Annotated in this window: 12 protein-coding genes and 4 pseudogenes; 5 read left to right on the top strand and 11 right to left on the bottom strand. The window is 64.2% G+C overall.

Going from position 1 to position 19,796, the window contains the following annotated elements; translation table 11 throughout:
• From BJQ90_RS09075 to BJQ90_RS22720, 8 genes and pseudogenes are all read right to left on the bottom strand, one after another.
• Entirely contained in the window at window positions 1–3,372 is a 3,372-nt protein-coding gene (locus tag BJQ90_RS09075) for a hypothetical protein (RefSeq protein WP_226759960.1), read from the bottom strand.
• Window positions 3,373–3,376: 4 nt separating this feature from the next.
• Window positions 3,377–6,466, bottom strand: a complete 3,090-nt coding sequence (locus BJQ90_RS09070; RefSeq protein ID WP_226759959.1) for a DUF6603 domain-containing protein — start codon at window positions 6,464–6,466, stop codon at window positions 3,377–3,379.
• A gap of 93 nt (window positions 6,467–6,559) precedes the next feature.
• Entirely contained in the window at window positions 6,560–6,868 is a 309-nt protein-coding gene (locus BJQ90_RS09065; protein WP_226759958.1) for a hypothetical protein, read from the bottom strand.
• 257 nt (window positions 6,869–7,125) lie between these two features.
• A pseudogene (locus BJQ90_RS09060) lies at window positions 7,126–7,578 on the bottom strand (transposase); the annotation flags it as partial.
• Window positions 7,579–7,766: 188 nt separating this feature from the next.
• Entirely contained in the window at window positions 7,767–9,059 is a 1,293-nt protein-coding gene (locus BJQ90_RS09055; protein ID WP_226759957.1) for an MBL fold metallo-hydrolase, read from the bottom strand.
• Between the two features lie 2 nt (window positions 9,060–9,061).
• A complete protein-coding gene (locus BJQ90_RS09050; protein WP_226759956.1) occupies window positions 9,062–10,843 on the bottom strand; it encodes a hypothetical protein in 1,782 nt (593 codons plus the stop codon).
• Window positions 10,844–11,001: 158 nt separating this feature from the next.
• Window positions 11,002–12,108: a T6SS phospholipase effector Tle1-like catalytic domain-containing protein gene (locus BJQ90_RS09045; RefSeq protein ID WP_226759955.1), complete on the bottom strand. Its 1,107-nt coding sequence runs from the start codon at window positions 12,106–12,108 to the stop codon at window positions 11,002–11,004.
• Between the two features lie 482 nt (window positions 12,109–12,590).
• Window positions 12,591–12,737 carry a hypothetical protein gene (locus BJQ90_RS22720; RefSeq protein ID WP_319004621.1) on the bottom strand — a complete coding sequence of 49 codons (147 nt, stop codon included), beginning with the start codon at window positions 12,735–12,737 and terminating at the stop codon, window positions 12,591–12,593.
• A gap of 369 nt (window positions 12,738–13,106) precedes the next feature.
• Here BJQ90_RS22720 and BJQ90_RS09035 point away from each other — a divergent pair, with 369 nt between their 5' ends.
• A complete protein-coding gene (locus BJQ90_RS09035; RefSeq protein WP_226759954.1) occupies window positions 13,107–13,394 on the top strand; it encodes a hypothetical protein in 288 nt (95 codons plus the stop codon).
• 228 nt (window positions 13,395–13,622) lie between these two features.
• Here the strand turns inward: BJQ90_RS09035 and BJQ90_RS09030 are convergent, their stop codons facing one another.
• On the bottom strand, window positions 13,623–14,045 hold the full coding sequence (locus BJQ90_RS09030; protein WP_226759953.1) for a DUF898 family protein: 423 nt from the start codon (window positions 14,043–14,045) through the stop codon (window positions 13,623–13,625).
• A 218-nt stretch (window positions 14,046–14,263) separates the two neighbouring features.
• On the bottom strand, window positions 14,264–14,512 hold the full coding sequence (locus BJQ90_RS09025) for a YegP family protein (protein WP_226759971.1): 249 nt from the start codon (window positions 14,510–14,512) through the stop codon (window positions 14,264–14,266).
• Here BJQ90_RS09025 and BJQ90_RS09020 point away from each other — a divergent pair.
• Entirely contained in the window at window positions 14,444–14,665 is a 222-nt protein-coding gene (locus tag BJQ90_RS09020) for a hypothetical protein (RefSeq protein ID WP_226759972.1), read from the top strand. The two genes, BJQ90_RS09025 and BJQ90_RS09020, sit on opposite strands and share 69 nt — an antisense overlap.
• A gap of 106 nt (window positions 14,666–14,771) precedes the next feature.
• Here BJQ90_RS09020 and BJQ90_RS09015 read toward each other — a convergent pair.
• Window positions 14,772–14,912 (bottom strand): annotated as a pseudogene (locus tag BJQ90_RS09015) (YegP family protein); the annotation flags it as partial.
• Between the two features lie 65 nt (window positions 14,913–14,977).
• Here BJQ90_RS09015 and BJQ90_RS09010 point away from each other — a divergent pair.
• From BJQ90_RS09010 to brxL, 3 genes and pseudogenes are all read left to right on the top strand, one after another.
• Window positions 14,978–15,283, top strand: a complete 306-nt coding sequence (locus tag BJQ90_RS09010) for a hypothetical protein (protein WP_226759951.1) — start codon at window positions 14,978–14,980, stop codon at window positions 15,281–15,283.
• A 2,044-nt stretch (window positions 15,284–17,327) separates the two neighbouring features.
• Window positions 17,328–18,377, top strand: a pseudogene (gene pglZ / locus BJQ90_RS09005) (BREX-1 system phosphatase PglZ type A); the annotation flags it as partial.
• A gap of 108 nt (window positions 18,378–18,485) precedes the next feature.
• A pseudogene (brxL, locus tag BJQ90_RS09000) lies at window positions 18,486–19,719 on the top strand (BREX system Lon protease-like protein BrxL); the annotation flags it as partial.
• Window positions 19,720–19,796 lie beyond the last annotated feature (77 nt).

Here is a 19,796-nt window from a genome sequence, read left to right as displayed (position 1 = left end):
CTACGCCTCTCTCACGATCAGGTCCGTCGCCTGGAACGCGACCCGCACCGGACGGTGCAGGTGCTTCTCGGCATAGGCTGCGGAATGCGGTGCTGTGTCGGTGAGGTGCTTCTGGCCGGCCCGCAGCTGGGTATCGGCCGGTCGCTGGAATCGGGTAGCGCTCGGATGCTCGGCGATGGTGATCCACCACTGCTCCCCGTCGAGTTCGTCGACGGAGAGGTCGACGCCCACGAGCGCGATGTCGGGATCGAGCACCTCGGAGAACAGCACGCTGGCGGTCTGCTGCGGCGAGCCGACCTTCTCGAAAACCGGATCGCGCACGGTGCCCTGGTTCTTCACCGCTTGGATGATGAGATCGGGGAAACGGCGCACAAGCTCGCTCTTGACCACGATCACGGCGCGGCCGTCGCCGCCGCCGAGGAAGATCTGCGACGCCAGGGGCGTCGCCGGAAACAGGTGGATGGGCGTCGCCAGCTCGTCGACTGTTGGGTTCCAGAAGCGGTGGAAGTAGGTGCCACGCTGATCGGTCGGGTAGCCCCGCCAGAGCAGCTCCCGCCCCATCTCGTCGCTCAGGCCGACGAAGAATGCCGCCATGAACTCACTGTTGGTGGAGAGCACCGTGACGAAGTCGGCGGCCGGCAGCAGGCCGAGCCCGGGAACGAGCCACTCCCGGTCGTACTCCTCGAGTGCGCGGTACATCGGACGGTCGAAACGCGGCGCCGCCATTATCGGCGCGATACGCGGTTGGGCGAACCAGCGATCGGCGAGGCCGGCACTGAGGTGCAGTCGACCGGCGAGGGACGCGCGCACAGTGTGCCGTGGATCGATCGCCGCGGCGATGGCGGCGGATGCGACGGCCAGGGCGTTGCGGTGCGGCACGGCGTCGATCGTGAGCAGGGCCCCGGGATCGATGAGCGACGTCATCTCGGCGCGCAGCACGTCGAGCGGAAGCTCGTTGATGCGGTCGAGGGCGGGGGTGAGCTTCACCTCGGCCAGCTCTGCGAACTGCGCCAGCCCGGCGTCGAGTTCGGCCGCGTCCCTCATGTCGCCGAGCTTCTTGAGGTGCTGCGCGTCGATGACCCTGAGGCCTCGCCCGCCGATGAGCACGTGGCCTTCGACCGGGACGCGACGGAATTCGCCTCCGCCGAGGGGAACCCGCACCGCGCCACCGCCCTGCGGGAGGCGGCCCACCGCGCCGCCGATGGGAGATCGCCTGATGATCGGCGCGCGGGGGTTGAACGGTGCGACGACAGGGCCGACGCCGATGGGGCGCACGTCGATGGGGCGCACGTCGACGACGCCAAGGTCGACCAGCACCTGGTCGTTCAGCATCACGGCCGTACCCTTCAGGCGCTCGCGCAGAGGGCCGGCGATCGTCGCCTTCGAGAGCGAGAGTTCGGCGGCGAGCGGGCCGATGCGCTGGGCGCGGATGGACTCGACCGCGGGAACGGATGACGCGCGCAGCAGCCGCTCGCTCCACCGGGTAGCGATGTCCGCGCCCAGGTCGAAGCCGGTGTCGACCGCCTTCCAGCGGCTCGGCTCGGTGAGGTAGGTGGCGAAGCCACCGTTGCCCTCGACGCGTGCGTTCGCCTCCGTCAACAGGCCGCCGATCGTGTCGACCGGAGCGCCGATCGCCGCGCCGACGAGCTGCAGGTCAAGGTGGGCGACGACGTCGGCCGTCAGGCGCCCGATGCCCTCGGGGTTCGTGTACACCCGGGTGAAGTCGCGGAGCCCCGCGTCGGTTCCCACGACGTTGCCGGCGCGTTGGCGGGAGGCGGCATCCGTTCTCCTAATCATCGGTCCGGCCGGGCGGGTGACCCGCCGAAAGGCGCTCCTCGTCGCTGCGACCGGGGTCGCACTCAGAACCACATCGGCGAACAGAGTGCTGCCCGCGGCGACCGAGATACGGGTGACGACAGGAGCGGCGACCTGGAGCAGGTGCCCTGCCTGCAGCTCACTGAGCCTGCCGTGAAGCCTGGTGGCGAGCAGTTCTGCCAGCTGTGCCAGCCGGATGGCGCGATTCGCCGCCTCCACCTCGCCGAGCTGGGCCCACGCCGACTGCATCAGCCGCTCCTGGTCCCGCTGCACCACGCGGGTGCCGAGCCCACCCACGATGCGCTTCACCGGAGCGAGATTCAGCTCGGCGAACCAGTCTGAGCCCTCGATGACGGCGCTGCCGCGGTGCAGCTTGGCGTAGATACGCGGGCCGATGATGGGCAGGTCAGGCACGCCATCCGTCTGCTTCTGCGTGCCCTCGATGGCGGCCGGCAGATCGAGTTCGGCGTGCAGGTCGTCGACCATGGCGTCGGGCCAGACAGCCGTCTCCGCGATCTGCTGCTGCGGAGTTGACGGCGCGCTCGGCGAGAACAGGGCGCAGCGCAGCACCTGCTTGCGCCCGACCTCATCGGCGCCGAGGGCCCGCAGCGGCTTGCCGGGCTGCGACGTGTCGATGAACTTGCGCCCGACCTCATAGGGTGCCGCGATGCCCTGCAGCTTGTTCGCGAGCGAGCGGAAGTCGCCGTCGGGACCGGTGCGGAACTCCCAGCTGTCGTAGACCGGGAGGCGCATCGGGTCGGGCGAGGAACTGGTCCATGCAGGGTCGAGGGTGCCGCCGGTGAGGCCGAGGCCTCCGCGCACGCCCACGTCGGTCGTCGGCACGAGGGCCGCGATGTAGTCGGTGTCCTGCTTCAGGATGCGCGGCGAGATGACCCGCGACAGGTTGACGGGAGCGTGGGCAGGTGAGAACCGGGCGGAGAGATCCTGCCCCGTCGTCGTGGCCGGCGCCTGGGCATGCGCCCAGAGGTCGGCGCGGGTGAGCGTCGGCAGTTGCGCGAGCGCCACCTGGAACACGGGGAGCAGTGCGGTGGACGCCGGTTCGCGTGTGACGGCCGAGCGCTCGAGCACGACGAGGGTGAGCCAGGGGCGCATGACCGGAGTCTGCTTGGCGGCGCTGAATGCCCACGGCAGCTCGGGGCGGTCGAACTCGATGTGGGCCAGCACGGTCTCCTCGGCTGTGCGGGCACCCGGGGCGGGGAAGCGACGCACGATCTGCGCCGGGTCGATGCCGCGCACGTCGCCCGGACCATACAGGGTCACCGAGAGGGCTGCGGATGCCGCTCCTCCGGCGCTGTCGGCCAGTGGCACCTCCACCCGGGAGCTGGAACGCACGCTACCGGCGGGCGGAGCGCTCGCTGCTGCGGCGAGACCGCCGACGACCGTCGACGCGAACTCGAGCGACTCGATCGCCACGGCGCTCTCCTCGAATTCGTCCTCCGGAGCGATCGCCAGGGCGAAGGCGTCGCGCACCACATGGGTGGCTGTACGGGCGAGCGGCGCGAAGACGCTCGCTGCGATGGCATCCAGGTCGGCCATCAGGTCACCCCTTCACGATCATGCGCGTCGCTGTTGCGACGCTCTCGGTGTTGACGGCGGTTGTCACGAGCGCGGCCTGCGTGGCGCTCAGTTCGCCGAGGCCGGCGAGCAGGGCCACACCGGTGGCGGCATCCGCGATCCTCGACGTGCCCTTGTCGGAGACTGTGACTGCGGCATTCGGCGGTGCCGGTTGCACGTACGGATTCCCGACCTCGCTCACAGCCCTGCCCACGTTGGTCTTCGTGGCGTAGGAGCTGGCGAGGGTGGCGAACGTCCCCGCGAACTCGATCATCGCCGACGGCTCGTCTGGGTTGCGCACGTAGGTCTGGTACGCCACCGTCGCCGAGGTCTGGGCGCCGACTTTCGGGATGGTGGCAGCAGCGATGCGGCACCCGCCGGTCATCTCCTCAAAGCCCGAACGGGCGAGCAGCGACTCGTCCTCGAGCGCGAAGAACTGCCCGGGCGCGAACGCCGTCTTGAGCTCGCTGACAGCACCGACGAGCCCGGAGTCGGGGGTCGCCGTCGGCGTGCCGATGGTCACCATGTCGGCCTTGACCGCTGACGAGCCGATGCGCGCGATCTTGACGCCCAGGGGCACCTGGGTCTGCGACACCTCGACGCCGGCCAGCGGATGCGCGATTCGGCCCTGGATGTCGTCGACCTCGGCCAGGGTGACGAGTTGCGCGGCGTGGTCGGGCAGCTGCACCTTCCAGGCGTCGGGCTCGTTCATCGCCGCTGCGGCGATCTGGAGGGCATCGACCGTGGCGAGGATCGGCGGCGGCTTCTCACCCCACTCGACGGGCCCGAGGTCCTCGTCGAAGGTGGGGAGGAACCAGACGTCGACCTTGATGTGGCCCGCCAGGCGGAACGGTTTGGTCCCCTCGAGCGAGCCGCGGAAGACGATGGAGCAGAGCGTGAAGCCGAGCAGCTCCACCTCGACGCCAACCTCGATGGTGATCTTGAAGGCGAAGCGCGGCGCCCAGATGAAGATCATGTCGAGTGTGAGCCAGGCCTTCGCCACGATGACTGAGAAGTCCGCGTTGAGGCGCCCGTCCACGCCGAGCATGACCGAGCCGGCCGTGATGGCGAAGTAGGCCTTGATGACGAAGCTGATCGCCTTGGACGGCGAGAGGTCGATGGTGACCCTGTCCATGTCGCCGAGCTTCGGCTTGCCGCCCGTCAGCTTCTCGTACTCGGGGTGAAAGCCGCCGACCGAGAACTCGAACGCTCCGTTGCCCGACCACTGGATGTAGAGGCCGAGGTCACCCGAGATCTTGATGCCGGCCACGGTGGAGTCGCGCATGCTCGCGAACAGCAGCAGGTAGTCGGGGGTGATTGCCACGAAGACGTCAGCGCGGATGTCGGTTATCGGCGCCTCCTTCGTCGGCACTCGCACCCGCAGGGAGCCGAGGATGACGATCATCGGATCGGGAAGCGCGAGCACCACGCCGAGCTTCATCTCCACGAACTTCGCCTGCGAGCCCCAGCCGATTTCGACGATCGGGCCGAAGACGAAGCCGCCGTCCTTCGGCGGGAACACGTGCGCCACCTTGTCGAGCAGCTTGGGCGCCTCGGCGACAGGGTTGTCGGGGAACAGCATCTTGTCGAGGATGTGCTCCTTCATTCCGGAGCGCAGCTCTTCGAGGTCGAGACCGCGGTTGAGTGCCAGGATGCCGCCGATGCCGTTCAGCGTGAATCCCATGCTGAGGTCGATGGCCACGGGGAAGCGCACGCCGATGACGAGCACGATGGAGAACGGGTCGGGCGAGAGGATGACGATGGCCGACAGGCCGAACTTGAGGATCTGCAACTGGACGACCCCGCCGAACTCGACCCGCTTCACGTCCTGCCCACCGACCTTGTAGGTGCGTTCGACGCGTTGGATGAACCCGCCGCCCGTGACGGGGCCGGCCTTCACTCGCAGGCCGATCGCATCCGGCCAGCGTGGGGAGACGGGGAGGTTGAAGACGGCCTGTTGCTCGGCCACGCCCTCGGGAGTCACGACGAAACCGGAGCCGACGATCTGCAGCCCGATGACAGCGCCCAGCTTCGCTGCGATTGACGTGGTCAGTTCGAATCCAGTGACCTCACGAGCCGGGTTGCGCACCAGCCCGAACGCCACCTCGCGCAGTTCGACCCCGGGGAACGAGAACCGCGTGGGCAGGACCGCCTTCTCATTGCCACGGCCGTCACCGATGTAGAACCCCTGTCCGGTGTCGAGCGAGACCGTCGTGAGGGTCGTCGCCTTCGGATCTTCGGAGCCCGGCATGACCTTCGCCAACAAGGGATCGCTCGTGAGGCCGGGCTGCAGGATGGTGCGGAAGCGCAGACCGAGGATCGCCACGTCGCCGATGAACCACTTGCCGTCGCGCTCCAACAGGCTGGTCTTCTCCTCCGCCGTCGGGTTCACGATCTCGCGGTCGCTGAACTGCAGGAACGCCTCGAACGTCACCTGGTCGAGCGTCATCGCGCCGAGCTTCACTTGGCCGGAGCGGAGGAACGTGGCAGCCAGGATGAACTTTCCGTCGGTGCGGTCCAGGGCGAGGTTGTCGCCGAGTTTCTTCACCAGGTCATCGACGCCGAGCACGTTCTTCCCGAAGCTGTTCAGGAGCTTGCCGGAACCGGCGCCGAGATTCTTGAACGGCTGCGCCCACGGGTTCCAGAAGTCCATCAGGCCGGAACGGATGGCCTCGTCGACGGTGCCGTCCGCCTTCTTGGCCAGCTCCTTGGCGACGATGTTGAACGCCTCGTCCATGGCGGCGAGGGCCATGCCGATGCGCACGGCGACTCGAGCCGCGGTGTCGACGTTGAAGTCGTCTTTGTCGATGTCATCTGCCGACTCCTTCACCATCTTGGCGATTAGCTCAGTCTGCTTCTTGATCTTGTCGGCAATCGGTTTGACCAGGTCGACGGCGGCCTTAATGTCGTCCTTGAGCTTCTCGAAGGTCGGCTTTACGTCGCCGACGACGCCGAAGGTGACAATCGACTCGAGGAACGGCACCGTGTCCTTGAAGGAGGTGCCGCTCATGTCGCCGAGGCGTGAATTGGCGAAGGCTTCGATCCCGTTGAGGAATCCGGTTCCGATGTCCGTCATTGTGTCCCACTTTGTCTTCAGGAACAGAGCTGGCCTGCAACTATGGCCTGTTATCCCAACAGAGAAGTACTAAAGATCTACGATGTAGAAAATCTAAAAATCTGCACCATCCCCATTGAAACGAGCTTCCTTTTCACCCTGTGTATGCTCGCCGCCCCAAACAACCCAGCTGCCCAAGTAGTCGTCGTCATCCCATAGCCCCGAGTCCTGATCGTAAAGGGACAGACGAAGGCTGTTTTCAAAGGGGACGCCCGACACCTGGGTGAGCGGTTCTTGGGCGCCATCGTTCATACTCTGGGAGCCCCACACCTTCCGGCCACCGATTAGAAGATAGGACTCATCAGGGCCTGTCCAATCCTCAGTTCCGTGACATTGAATCAACTTCAGTTGAAGAGTCGGCATTTTGTCTCCATGGATTGCCAGCTGGGTGAGTAAGCTTGCTAGCGCGACACTGGCTACGGCTCAGTGAACCAATTGGAGCGTTACTGTGGCGTTACTGCGGGTCTGCTGCACCGATAGTGACATCTGATCTGGCTTGCCGGAAGGCTGGCCTGGAAGGATGCTGGCCATGCCGTGCGAAATGTATCTGGTGATCTGGTCCAGTCCATCTGCGTGGTGTAGCAGGGTTGTTGCGTGATTTTTGGGATGGGTTGGGCGCTGAGCGCCAGTTCGGGGTTGGAGTCCTCCTCTTTGGTGGTGGCTGCGGGCGTGGTCCCGGCGGCTTGTGATTGTTGGATGAGCTCGAGGCTGAGGTAGCGGCGGGCTTCGATCCATTCGTCGTGTTGTTCGGCCGGGACGGCGCCGACGAGCCGGATCAGCGCGGTGCGGTCGGGGAAGATCCCGACGACGTCGGTGCGGCGGCGGATTTCCCGGTTGAGGCGTTCCTGCGGGTTGTTGGACCAGATCTGGCGCCAGAGGCCTTTCGGGAGGGGCGTGAAGGCGAGGGTGTCCTCGCGGGCGGCTTCGAGGTGGTCCGCGACGCGGGGCAGCTTTTCGGCCAGGGCATCGAGCACGCGTTCGAACTGGGCGTGGACGCCGGCGGCGTCGGGCTGGTCGTAGACCGAGTGGAACAGGGTTTACACCCACGGCCAGGAGCTCTTGGGCGGCACCGCACCCCCCAACAGCTTTCACTCCAGCAAAAAAGAAGCCCAGCCGGATGGCGCCGAAGCTGCCTGGAACCGAGGTAGACCCTTTGCGATCCGCGTCCCACTCCCGGCCAGGTCCGATAGCGGGAGTGTTCGTCGAGTACATTCAGTGAGTCTCTGAGTAACGGTGGATCCGGGGTTGTCGTGCGGTCTGTCTATGGTGCGGGGAAGGTGATCTCGGTCCAGAGGTTGTCGGGGCCGACGTGGACCCTGGCGTCAGCGACCGGGGCATCAGCCCTGATGATGTGGGCATTCATGGTGGTGAATGCGGAGAGAAGATTCCCGTTCGGGATGTCTCCCCACTGCTCGACGTGCCCGTAGGGGAGCATTGCGTAGATTCCGTGATTGCCGACGGCGTTAGCGACGTAGTCGCGTGGTGTGGCGTTGTGGGAGCCGTGGTGACCGATCTTGTAGAAGGCAGGGTTTGATACGAGAGCGCGGGCTGCGGGGTCTTGCAGGACATGGTCCCAGGCGCCTTGTTGCGAGTCGCCCACAAAGACGAGTCTGGTGCCATCGACGTCCAGAACGAAGTAGATGCTGGTGTTGTTCACGGAGCGCTCAAGGATCGATGCCGCTGCCAGAAGTTCGCTCGAGTCGTCAAGGAGTGCCGGGAGGTTCAACGTTCCCAGGGAGCTGAGGAGTTCGATTCCGATGTCGTGACTGACCTCCTCGGGCGTGACACTGTAGATCTCGTCGAAGATGGGCTTAGCTGGCGTCTGGTCGTCAGCGGTTTCAGTCGCGGGTCCGGCGTCCAGAGCCTGTTGCATGGCTAGCCATCGGGCGGACGCGGGAGGGTTCATAAGTTTGAGCTGATCTGGGTCACGTGAGGGTCCGAGGACATGCACGGTGACGTCTGGCAGTGACGTTCGGATGATGTTGAGCTCGGCGAGCCTGTCCGGGAGGTACCGGACTGTCGGGACGTTGAGGAAATGTTTGCCGTTGTGTCCGAGCAGTCGGTCCATGGCGTCCTCGTTGCCGAGCGAGTTCAGTGCCAGGGTGCTGGCAATCCCGAGAGCCAGGGTTCGTGCTTCGTCGTTCAGCGCAGCGGGCGCACGACCGATCAGGGTGTTCAGACTGTTGGCTGCGCGGACGAGCCCGTTCTTCAGTTTTTTGGCGTCGTCATCGGAATCGTCTTCGACGAACGAGACCCAGACTTCGCCCACTTGGACCTTGTCCCAGTCGTCGTAGGCGAATCCGGTGATGTGGTCGGCGTGGTGGTGAGTTGCCACGACGACGTCCAGGGTGGGTGGTGTTCCCGGTTCGGCCGCGTCGGTGAGGTCGGAGATGATCGCCTTGACGACGTCGAGGAGGGGCCGGGCCCTGCCCTGGCTGTGGACGCCGCAGTCCACCAGCATCCGCCAGTCCTGATCGTCCTGTTTGACGGTGATCAGGAAGGAGTCGCCGAAGCCGACGTCATACATGCGGACCGTGGCGGAGGATGCGGGCATGTTCAGGCTCCGTCCTGGCCGGCGTGCAGGCGGGCAAAGGAAAGCCGGAGAGTTGCGGGTTCGACGGTCCAGGCCGAGAGGGCATCCATGTCTTCAACATCGCCCATCCAGTCACGGATCGCGCCCAGCCGTTCGGTGCCGGCCTTGTCGAACCCGAGGGCGCATTCTTTGAGGTCCCCGGACAGGTCCTCGAGTTTCGTGCGGTCCGAGAGTGGCAACGGTTTGGTCACGAGGAATTCGACCCGGCCATCCACCCGGGCGATGAGGGTTGTGCCGGCGCGAATTGCTGCTCGCTGCCTCCGCGGGATCTGCGCCCCTGTCTCGTCGGTCCGCTGATCTTCCAAGTCATCGCGGCGTTGGGCGAACTGGATGACGATGATCGGCCGGGGTTGCCCGTCGGAGCCCCGGAGGTAGAGCGCTTGGGCGCTGACCATCTCGATTTTCCCCGCGCCCTTGTCCAGGCCAAGTTCGTAGGCATGCTCCGCGCCCCAGCCGTGAATGAGTTCCCGAAGACGTCTGCCATTGGGGTGTGAGGTCAACCGGGCACGCCCCGTCCCTCCACTGACCGCCGGAGCAGGGGCTGCGTCCCGGGAGGCAGGAGCGGTGTCCAGATCGTCAGCGAAGGGAACCGTGCTGACAGGGTCAAGATCGAGGGTTGCTGCCAGGAACAGCGGTGCTAAGTCGATGCCGTATGTTTCACCGCTCAGGTCAAGATCCACTGGCGGTTTGGGCCAGAGCAGGGCCTCGTCGGCGAGGGAGGTCACTCCGGGCGGATAGATGCCGCGACGACGGAATGCCTCGACAAGAACTGCCCTCAGTTGTCCGTCATCATCGGGGTAGAGTCCGTGGTCGGCGGTGACGATCGCCCGGACGACATCACCGAAGGTCACGTCGACGACGGGGAGGTATGCGAACGCCCGGAGCACCATTTCCAGGAGCCGGTCGGCGTTCGCCGCCGCCGCCGCGGTGACGCGTTTGACCAGATCTGTCGGGAGGGCCCCGGGCGGGAGGACGCCAGTGCCTGCGCTGGCGATGCGTCGGAGATCGGCGATCTGCGACTTGTACGTGTCAATGAAGGCATCAAAGACGGCGGCGACGAAGCATGAACCGCGGTCGTGTGGTTCAACGGCTTTCAGGAACGCGTCCGGGGTGCGGGGGGATCCGATCGCGGACCTCAGCGCTGCGCCCCGGCCGGTGGACTGGCCGAACTCGATGGCGAGATCCAGGAGTGCCGACCCCTCCTCAAGTGTCCCCTGCGATGTCGCTACGGCATCGGTGACGACTTCGGGGAAGCTGAAGTGGTTGAACAGCGCGACGAGGTCGGCGATTGCTTCATGCCATGCGAGCACGTCAGGGTGAGTGGGTTCGGAAAAGTACGGGCGCATACGCTGCACGATGGCGTGTGTGACTTCATGGGCGATCACGTCAACAGACAGGCAGGTGAACATCATCTGCCCCGGCAGGTTGGGACCAGGGTCCCTTGAGTCGGAACGGAAGTAGCCGAAGAGGACGGCCCGCCGATCTTTGTCGAAGTAGGCGTTTCGTCCCTCGAACGCGTGCGGGACGATGCGGAGTTTGTCATCGCCCCGCCAGCGGAAGCGGAAGCCGCCAAAGCGTTCGAAGCGTTCGATCACGCTCATGGCGACGGCGTAAACAACTTGCTGGTGGGTCCTGGGATCACTTTCGGCCGGCCGCATACCCCTTTGAGCGAGGATCGCAGCGTCGTTCAGGTCAACGGGCAAATACCAGAGGTCGCGGGCCACGTCGTAATCGACGACCTTCAAGAGCCGGCCGGATGGCCCGGGCCTGAGATCTGTTTCGAACGCGATGTCTATGGTGAGAAACCTGCCCGACAGACGGGTCGACATCGGATCGAACGCATACGCACGAAGCATTCGCCGGGCCGGCAACACGGGCTCGGGCCGGTCCCTTTTCGCGGCAGTCATTGGTCAGGTCCAGCAGGCGCAGGTACCCGTGGCTGCTCATCCCAGTCCGGATCTACCCAGACCACATCGGCCGGTGCTTTGAATGTTGGATCGGCCAAAGCCCTGGTCCTCACGCTTGCGTGGACAGAGGCACCGGCGGGGATCCTCCTGGTGCGCGTCCCGAGGAGAACCCATGCCCAGCCGCGGCCATGAAGCTCCGCGGCAGCATCGGCAGCGGTGACCGCGCTGGCGGCAACGACGGCACGGGATCGAACCAGCAAACCCTCCGCGATGCCACCCTCGATGATCCACTTCAAAGCGATTCTCGACAGCCGAGGCGAAGGAGCGGTCGTCCCCGGGCGGGTTACCTGGCCGGCGGGTGGAGGGTCGACGAAGGTTCCTCCGACATCACTGTGGACACCGGCGAACCACACCTCTTCCAGGGTTCCGTCCGTGCGGGCGTCGACCAGGTACTCCTTAAAGGGCGCCCGTTGCTCATCAATCGACACTGCGTGGCGGATCCGAACGGCGTTGGGGAGTTCGCGGGTAAACGGCCAGCGGATTTCCCATCGAAGGAACCCGGCGGCCTTGACGGTATCCCATACGCCCAGATATTTCACTTGCACCGTCGATTTGCCGTCGACGTGCCTTGCGAACACTTCTGAAGTGAGGTGGACTTCGTCCCAGTCGATCCTCGCTTCACCGCCGCGGCGGGCATAGGAGGCGACCACATAGGGAACGAGATTCTCCGAACCTGGACGCAACACACCGATGGCGCGAAGAAGGCCCACGAGGGCACGAGCCGTGTAGGCGCCACGGCTGAAACCGAAAATGAAAACCTGATCCCCGGGTGCCCAGTTCTGCACCAGCCACGTGTAGGCCTCTCCCAGGTTCTGCCGCAAGCCCCACCCGAAGGCGAGACCGCCGATCCGCGAGATCGATCTCGCAAGAGGAGTCCACGCGCCGGCCGAGGCGAATGTGCCGACCCCCGGATCGTAGTAAGCGATCTGTTTGGTCGGATCGGAATGATCGAGGAGCTCGTACAGCAACACGACATTGGTGTTGCCCTTGGCTCGCAACTGCGCCCCGGACCCATCCAGACACACCACCAGATTCCGGGACATCAGACACCTCCCCATCTAGCACCGGCAACACCTCAAGCCGATCATCCCCCTAGAGAGCGGCCAAGGGAAGATGAAGCTACAAGACGTGGACCAGCACAGAGCTCTTCCATACGCGGCAAGATGCGACCAGACTCCGTGGTGGAGCTGTGGCTTGGCCATCTGATCCTCAATGGGCTGCCGCGGCACGATGTTTCGTGAAGGCCAGCGGGCCGATGGTTTCCGGATCGGCATGTAGGTCAAACTGTGCTTCGTGGCCCGCGCTGAGGAATAGGTACGTCGCTTCGGGCTGGCGTGGCCCGGTGGTCAGGTAGACCGTCCGGTATCCGCGCCAGGCAGCGAGGGTCTCGAGTTCCGCCAGAATGAAACGGGCAAGGCCACGTCGGCGGTGCGCACAGTGGGCCCAGATCCGCTTGAACCCGGCCGCGTCCGGCCCGTATCGGCGGGACCCCCGCCGGAAATGGACGCGCCGTTTTCCTGCACGATCAGCAGGCCACCATCCGGGCCAGCGAATTCCCCGGCCGGCAACGGTTGAGCTTCTCGACGGCGGCTCCGCGGCCGAAAGGGTCTGTGTAGCGGGTGTCGTAGTCAATGACGAGCTCGTCAATGAGCGGGCGAACGGGATCGTCCATGGCAGGTCCAGCACTGTCAGCGTCGACGGGCGCAAGGCCGCAAGGGCGCAGGAGCCGGGACGATTGGTTGGTTCATTTCAGCCCTTCCCTGGCCGGCGTCTGGGGCCGGTCCCCGCGCGCGTTGCTGAACGTGCTGCTGCAGCTGGGCCCAGCCGACACGGTGTTCGCAGCTGCCGGGGAAATGACCGAAGAGCGGGCAGAGGATCTCAACGTAAAAGGCTCGAAGCTGCACAGCAGGACGCGTGTCCGGCTCATGATTCCTTCCCTGAGCGCCTTGGCCGATGGCGCAAAGCCTCGCCGGCGGACCGCGCAGGCATCCAGCTCTCCGGCCCGAAAGCCGTCCAGGTCCGACTCAAGGGGCAAGGGGCGGTGCAGAATGCGCTTGAAAGCCTGGTCGCCGGAACCGACGAATTCCAGGGCAAGGCCGAGATCACTGTCGGGACCGAGGCGCCGGGAAAGTACAAAGGGGCCTCGGCCTTGACCTTCAGCGCTCGAGGGGAAGTCGTTGGCGTCGTTGGCGGGCGTTACCAGGAGGAAGAGTCCGGGCTGTTCGGCGCCGTGCTCGAAGGTGGCCTGAAGACTGTTGACCTGAGTATTCGCCGAAGCACCTTCGGTGAGAACGCACTGTACTCGACGGTCGAGATCGCCGGCGCCTGAGCGTGAGCGGGATCCTCGGCCGTCATCTGACTCGCAGATGAATGCCGCCCTGCACGAATATTGTTCCATTTCCCGGGCCCCTCGCGGCGGCCCTGGTCGGGTTCATCCGGCCCATCCGCCCCGTGGTCGTACGAGCGGTGAGCAGGAAGAACCACCGCTAAAGCTGCGGCCCACAAGACGGGGGCAGCAGAAAGGCCCCGTCAGCATCAGCCGGCGGGGCCATCTTCTTTAGGCATAGACGGTTTTCTCGACCTTCCACTGCATCAGCCGCGGATAGACCCAGAAGCTGTAGATGCCAAGGGTGATGATGCACAGCAGGAGCCATTTGAACCACAGCCCGAAGATGCCCCAGCCGGTCCCGACGAACTGCAGCTGCCGGCCCAGGAGGTAGGTGTTCTTGGCCCGCCAGCGTTCGACGAGGACGACGGCGAACGGGTAGCAGATCCCCAGGGTGAAGACCGTGATGAGGACACCGAGGATCTGGGTGCCGAACCATGACCCGGCGCCGCCGCGGAACTGGTAGATCTGAACGCCGGGAACACTTCCACCGGGAACCGCCAGGGCGGCAGGAGCCTGGACCGCCATGGGCACCTGCCCATAAGCCGCCGGCGGCTGCCCGTAGGTCGGCGCGTGCTCGTTGTTGATAGTCAAGGAATCCCCCAATGTGTGATGCGACGTTTGAACAGTAGGACTGTAAAGCACCAAAGGGTCCAGGCCCTGAACGCCGGCGGATGATTTCCCGCGGTGGACGCACCAGGCCATCTTGCCGGTGACCCGCGCCGCACGCATCAGGGCCATGGCGACCCTTCGCGATGAAGCACTAAACCCGGCCTCCCTGCATTGGGCGACCGGGTTTGTCTAAGCCCCGGTCAGGTCTCCTCGGTGAGGTCCACGATGTTGGAGCCGGCATTCTTCTTGACGGACTCGACGCCGCCCAGGGCACCCGCGTTGGTCTTGTAGCTCACCGAGGAGGCGATCGTCTCACCGTTAGCGGCCTTGAGTCGGAACCGGAATCCGCCGGATTTGTCTGGATCGCCGACTCCGGAGCGATGGCCGGCGCAACCGGCGTTGACGGCGGCGCCGTCGTGGAAGTCTTCGCCACCCCCGCCGACGCCCAGACCCGGTCCGAGTACATCCAGGGTGTCCTCAAGACGATGGGCCCGGCCGCCGGCACCGAGTGGCACCACCTGGACGGCGCGACCCTCCTGCGCGTCAGCGGCAAGCTCAACCCGAGCGTGAACGACCAGTACACCGCCGCGTTCGGCAAGTAACCGGCATGGAAAAGCCCAGCCGCCCATCACGGGTGCCGGGCTTTTCCTTTTGCCAGGACAGTACGGTCAGGAGCCTTCAGTGAGGTCTACGACCTCGCCGGAGGCTCCTGACGGATTCGATTCCGTTCAACGCGCTGGCCTTCGTCTTGTAGCTCTCGGACGTCGCGATCGGCTCACCGTTGCCTGCCTTGAGCCGGAACCGGAACCCGCCGGCCTTGTCCTTGTAGACCTCGAACTTGCCTGCCATTGACTGCTCCTTCGGTTGATCTGCCGGCCTCGGGGCCGCTGAGCCACAGACTACCGGCGGGCCCGGTGAGCCGCGCGGAACGCGCCGTACACATGGGGTCCATTACCTCCCTTCGCGGTGAAGCACGAAACCCTGAAACTTCGCCCGAGCGCCTGCACGAGCTGGCGCACCTGGCCGGGGACCGCGCACAGCACGACTCGGACGCCGCCTGGTGCCGCGAGTATGTGGCCGCCAACCCGAATGTTGCCCTGGCGACCCTGCAGGAGCTCGCGACGGACATGGACGACGTCATGGGCCGCCGGACAGACGCATCCAACTCGGTACTGGATGACCAGGGCCCCTGGTCATCCAGGACCCGTTTCCGGCCTTGAGACGATGATCTGGTGAGAAGGCCTGGCGCAGGTCTATCAGAAATTTCCGCGAGCGTAGGTGACGACGCCGGATGCGGGGTCGTCTGACGCAAGCACGGACGCTGGAACCTCGGCGGGCTGCGGCCCAGCTCCCGGATTGTGTACTGGGATCGAGTAGTCTCTGTAGTCCCCTACGCCGGTTAAACTTGTGTAGTAGAAAGTGCTACCGTCCTCGGAAAGCCAAACATGCTTGCTTGTTTCTGCCGTGGTTCCCGGCGGTGATATTGGGGAGCACACCGGGTTCGGCTCAGCTGTGACTAAGTCGGCCTTGTGCCCGTCTGTGAAGACTACATGGCTTGAATCCGCCCAACCAAGGACGGCCCCCATGTATTGATCCAAGCATTTCGCCGTCCAGCCCGAATTGGCGGGCGAGCCTGCGGGCCTGATCTTCCCGCCGTCTGCAACGTAGGCGCCGCCGGGGCTAACCAGGTTGTAGACGCGCCCGAGACCCGGCGTCGCAAGGACCATCTCCGGGTGCCCTGGAACTTGGCCCAGCATAGCCTGGGTGATGCTTGGCCCCGGAGTCGACTGCTGCGGGGATCTTAAGTCAACATACACGGACTTTAGTTCCCCGGCTGCCGTCGCCTGCTGGATCAATACGACATGGGATCCGAACGTGACCTTGTCAGTTGGATTGTCGGAGACGAATGTAGGGTTGTCTTCACTGGTTCCTGAGGGAATCACTTCCGGGCGAGACGAGGTGACGTCGGTGTACGTGCCCCTTGTCACGTCCACGACCGCCACGTGCATACTAGCTTCGCCCGGAGGCCTCCCTGCCGCTAGGTAAAGACTGAAATTAGGAGTCCACCGCAACGGTGTTTGGCAGGCTCCCTCCACTGACCAACCCGACATCACCTTCGACGGGCTGAAAGTCGCCACTGGAACGGGAGATGGCATTCCACTGCGATATTGCGAGATCGTGACTGTGCCTGACGCTTCGCTACACAATACGGCGCCGCCCCTGGGATCAACGGGGCCGCTGGCAGCTTGGCCGGCGCCAGCCGAGGCAGGGTCTGTGGTCGTCATCTGTGAGGGATTCGCCAGCGTTCCATCGCTAGCAGGTTGTGCACCGGATACCGAAGATTCTGCCCCTGGCTCGGAGGTACACGCGGTGAGGTTGCTCAACACGAGACAAAGGGCAACCAGCAAGCTCGCCGCTCTGATACCTCGCCCTGCTGTCCTTCGAATGAGTTGGACTTGCCAAAATGACATCAGCTGAACTCCTGCCGTTCGTGGCCGTTGCCCCGGCCCCGCGGCGCAATGCTACTGCTCGAGGAATCGTGGGACAAGGGGTGCACAAGGATTCGGGACAACGCCGCCTGGTTCGTGGGAGTCTCATGGCGTCGTTGGAACCATCAGCGAGCTTGGCCCCCGGTTTGGGCCGGCGGCGTGATTGCCCGCGACCAGCAGCGCGGGAAGCTTTCCCTGTCCTGCCCCACACATAGAGGCCACGGAACCGTTCCGCATCATCACGACCCTGCGAAGAGCTCGCCGCGCTGCGCGTTGACTCGATCATCAGCCCGCCGCGGATTCCCTCGGCTTCGCTGCGCAAGGGTGGGCCGACAGCATGGCCGGCGAAGGATCCTCCTCGCTCACCAACGACGGATGAGTACTACCGCGACTGGACCCCTGATCGCACCGGTATCGGCGTCAATCAGCACGGAACGTTCCATGCCGTCGACGTCTTCGTCCGCAACCGGCTGACCGACCCGCAACAGCCCCCGACCGCCACTCGGCCACCTAGAGCGACGCGCATCTTCTGCCCGCAGCACCTGAATAAGGTCCCCTAAGGCGCCGCCAGCCGCAAAATCAGCGAGAATTTAGCGTTTCTTTTGTCCGGCCAGGCTGAGCAAGTCGTCTTAGCCTCGAGATTTCATCGGGGGTGTTGCCGGGCCGCGTAATTAAAGCCTGAAGGGTGCCCTGACGTGGGAAAATGTAGTTACCACACAACATTTTTCATGACACATCAGGAGCACCCTGCAGGTGAGTTACTTTACCGGTTTTTACCCGTCTGTCCGTGTTGATTCTTCCGGGGATGGGGTGGTGTCTCAGGCTGGCGCATTCCGAGGGCGGCGACCCTGTGCTCGTCGACGGCCAGCCCTCCAACGGCACGGCGAACCGTTCGAAGATCCTCGGCACCGTCGACGGCACGGCCATCCAGGCCACTGATTTCCTGAAGATGAAGCCCGCGGAGCGGCGAGATCTCTACGCAGCGCACCAGGTGCTGTACGTCTATCACGACACCATCGACGCGACCGGTGACAAGGCGGTGTCCGAGCACCGCACGTTCAAGGCTGCAGCTGATGCGATCGATGAACTCGTCGACGTCGTGAAGAAGCTGGCGAGTGCGAACGCGACGAATATCTTCGTCACCGCGGACCACGGCTTCCTGTATCAAGAGTCGAAGCTGGCGCCCCAGTTCAATCTGACCGTGAAGCCGCAGGGCGATAAGGTCGTGGTCGAGAGTCGCCGTTATGTTCTCGGCCGCGGGTTGAAGGAAGACGATGCATTCCGCCGGTTCCTGCCCGAGCAGCTCGGGCTGTCGAGCGATTTGGAAGTGCAGATCCCAAACTCGATCTGCCGGATCGTAAAGCCGGGTGCCGGGTTCCAGTTCGTCCACGGGGGCGCTTCGCTGCAGGAGATCGTGGTGCCGGTCATCTCGATCAACAAGGGACGTTCCGACACCGTCGAGCCTGTGAACGTCGACATCCACCCGGAGTCCGACAAGATCACGACGGGTCAGATCGTGGTGAAGCTCTTCCAGCAGAGCGCTGTCGCCGATCAGCGCACGGCGAGGAAGCTGCGTGCGGGGCTCTTCTTCGGTGATCAGCTGATCTCCAACGAAGCTGAGCTGCTTTTCGATGCCGAGAGCGCCGAGGGGCGTGATCGGTTCCAGACTGTCCGTCTGCTGCTGAGCAAGGACGCGGATGAGGCTAATAATCAGATCGTTGAGTTCCGGCTTTCCGAGCCTATTGGTGAAACCGGCGAGTGGAAGAAGTACAAGAGCGTGCCCTACAGGCTCAAGCGCTCCTTTACCACGGACTTCGACTTCTAAGGAGCACTCTTGAGCGAGAACATCGACCTAACCCAGGTAGCGCCCGTCGAGGAAGCCGACGACGCCGAAACCTCCGAGGGTGGCGCGCCGAGCGAGTTAGATCGAAAGATCAACGAACACTTCGCCGGGGCCGTCGTTCGGAAAGACCTCGTCAAGGCGGTCAAGGGCAATGCGATCGTGCCCTCGTACGTGCTGGAGTATCTGCTCGGCCAGTACGCAGCATCCGACAACGAGGCTACGATCCAGGCGGGCATTGACAAGGTACGTGACATCCTCGCCAAGCACTACGTGCACCGTAACGAGTCGGAGCTGGTGAAATCGAAGATCAACGAGCGCGGGCGTTACCGGATAATCGACAAGGTCAGCGTCACCCTTAACGAGAAGGACGACGTCTACCACGCCACGTTCGCGAACCTCGGCATCAGCAGCGTGGTAGTGGATTCGGCCACCGTAAACGCCCACCAGAAGCTGCTTGTCGGAGGCGTGTGGTGCCTGTGCGACGTCGAGTACTTCCACGCTGAGGATGCGCGCGTCTCACCGTGGATCCTTGGTTCCATCAAACCGATCCAGATGTCGAACTTCGACTACGAGGGGTATCTCGAAGCGCGCGCGAAGTTCACGACGGTTGAGTGGATTGACCTGCTGATCCAGTCGATCGGATTTGACCCAGACAAGTTTGGGCGCCGCGGCAAACTGCTGCAGTTGGTGCGTCTGATCCCGTTCGTGGAGCGCAACTACAACCTCGTTGAGCTGGGCCCCAAGGGCACCGGCAAGTCGCATATCTACTCGGAGTTCTCGCCGCACGGCATGCTCATCTCGGGTGGAGAGGTGACCGTACCAAAGCTGTTCGTGAACAACGCGAACGGTCGCCTCGGCCCCCGTCGGGTATTGGGACGTCGTCGCTTTCGATGAGTTTGCCGGCAAGAAGAAGCGTACGGACAAGGCGCTGGTCGACATCATGAAGAACTACATGGCGAACAAGTCGTTCTCCCGGGGTGTGGAGACGCTTGGCGCTGAGGCATCAATGGTTTTCGTCGGCAATACCTCGCACACCTTGCCATACATGCTCAAGCACTCCGACCTCTTCGACGAACTGCCCGAGAGCTATCACGACCCCGCTTTCCTTGACCGGTTGCACTTCTATATCCCCGGCTGGGAAGTAGACACGATCCGCAGCGAGATGTTCTCCGCCGGATACGGATTCGTCGTCGACTATATTGCCGAAGTCCTAAGGTCGATGCGAAATCTCGACTACTCCGACCGGTACCAGCATTACTTCACGCTCGGACCCTACATCTCGACACGCGATCGCGATGGCATCCACAAGACCTTCTCAGGACTGGCGAGTAGCGCTTGATGGTAGCGCGAGTCTGGACAGTTGGTAGCACGATTCCGGGAACACGGTAGCGCCCGCCCTGG

Source organism: Arthrobacter sp. SO3, assembly GCF_020532825.1.
Lineage (GTDB): Bacteria > Actinomycetota > Actinomycetes > Actinomycetales > Micrococcaceae > Arthrobacter.
The sequence above is the reverse complement of the archived record's forward strand: the minus strand, read 5'-3'. Positions and strand labels throughout refer to the sequence as shown.

Bases quoted from the DNA above. Each gene is read 5' to 3' on its own strand.
- BJQ90_RS09075 (WP_226759960.1), bottom strand. From the start codon at position 3,372: ATGGCCGACCTGGATGCCATCGCAGCGAGCGTCTTCGCGCCGCTCGCC.
- BJQ90_RS09070 (WP_226759959.1), bottom strand. From the start codon at position 6,466: ATGACGGACATCGGAACCGGATTCCTCAACGGGATCGAAGCCTTCGCC.
- BJQ90_RS09065 (WP_226759958.1), bottom strand. From the start codon at position 6,868: ATGCCGACTCTTCAACTGAAGTTGATTCAATGTCACGGAACTGAGGAT.
- BJQ90_RS09055 (WP_226759957.1), bottom strand. From the start codon at position 9,059: ATGCCCGCATCCTCCGCCACGGTCCGCATGTATGACGTCGGCTTCGGC.
- BJQ90_RS09045 (WP_226759955.1), bottom strand. From the start codon at position 12,108: ATGTCCCGGAATCTGGTGGTGTGTCTGGATGGGTCCGGGGCGCAGTTG.
- BJQ90_RS22720 (WP_319004621.1), bottom strand. From the start codon at position 12,737: ATGGACGATCCCGTTCGCCCGCTCATTGACGAGCTCGTCATTGACTAC.
- BJQ90_RS09020 (WP_226759972.1), top strand. From the start codon at position 14,444: ATGGCCGGCGCAACCGGCGTTGACGGCGGCGCCGTCGTGGAAGTCTTC.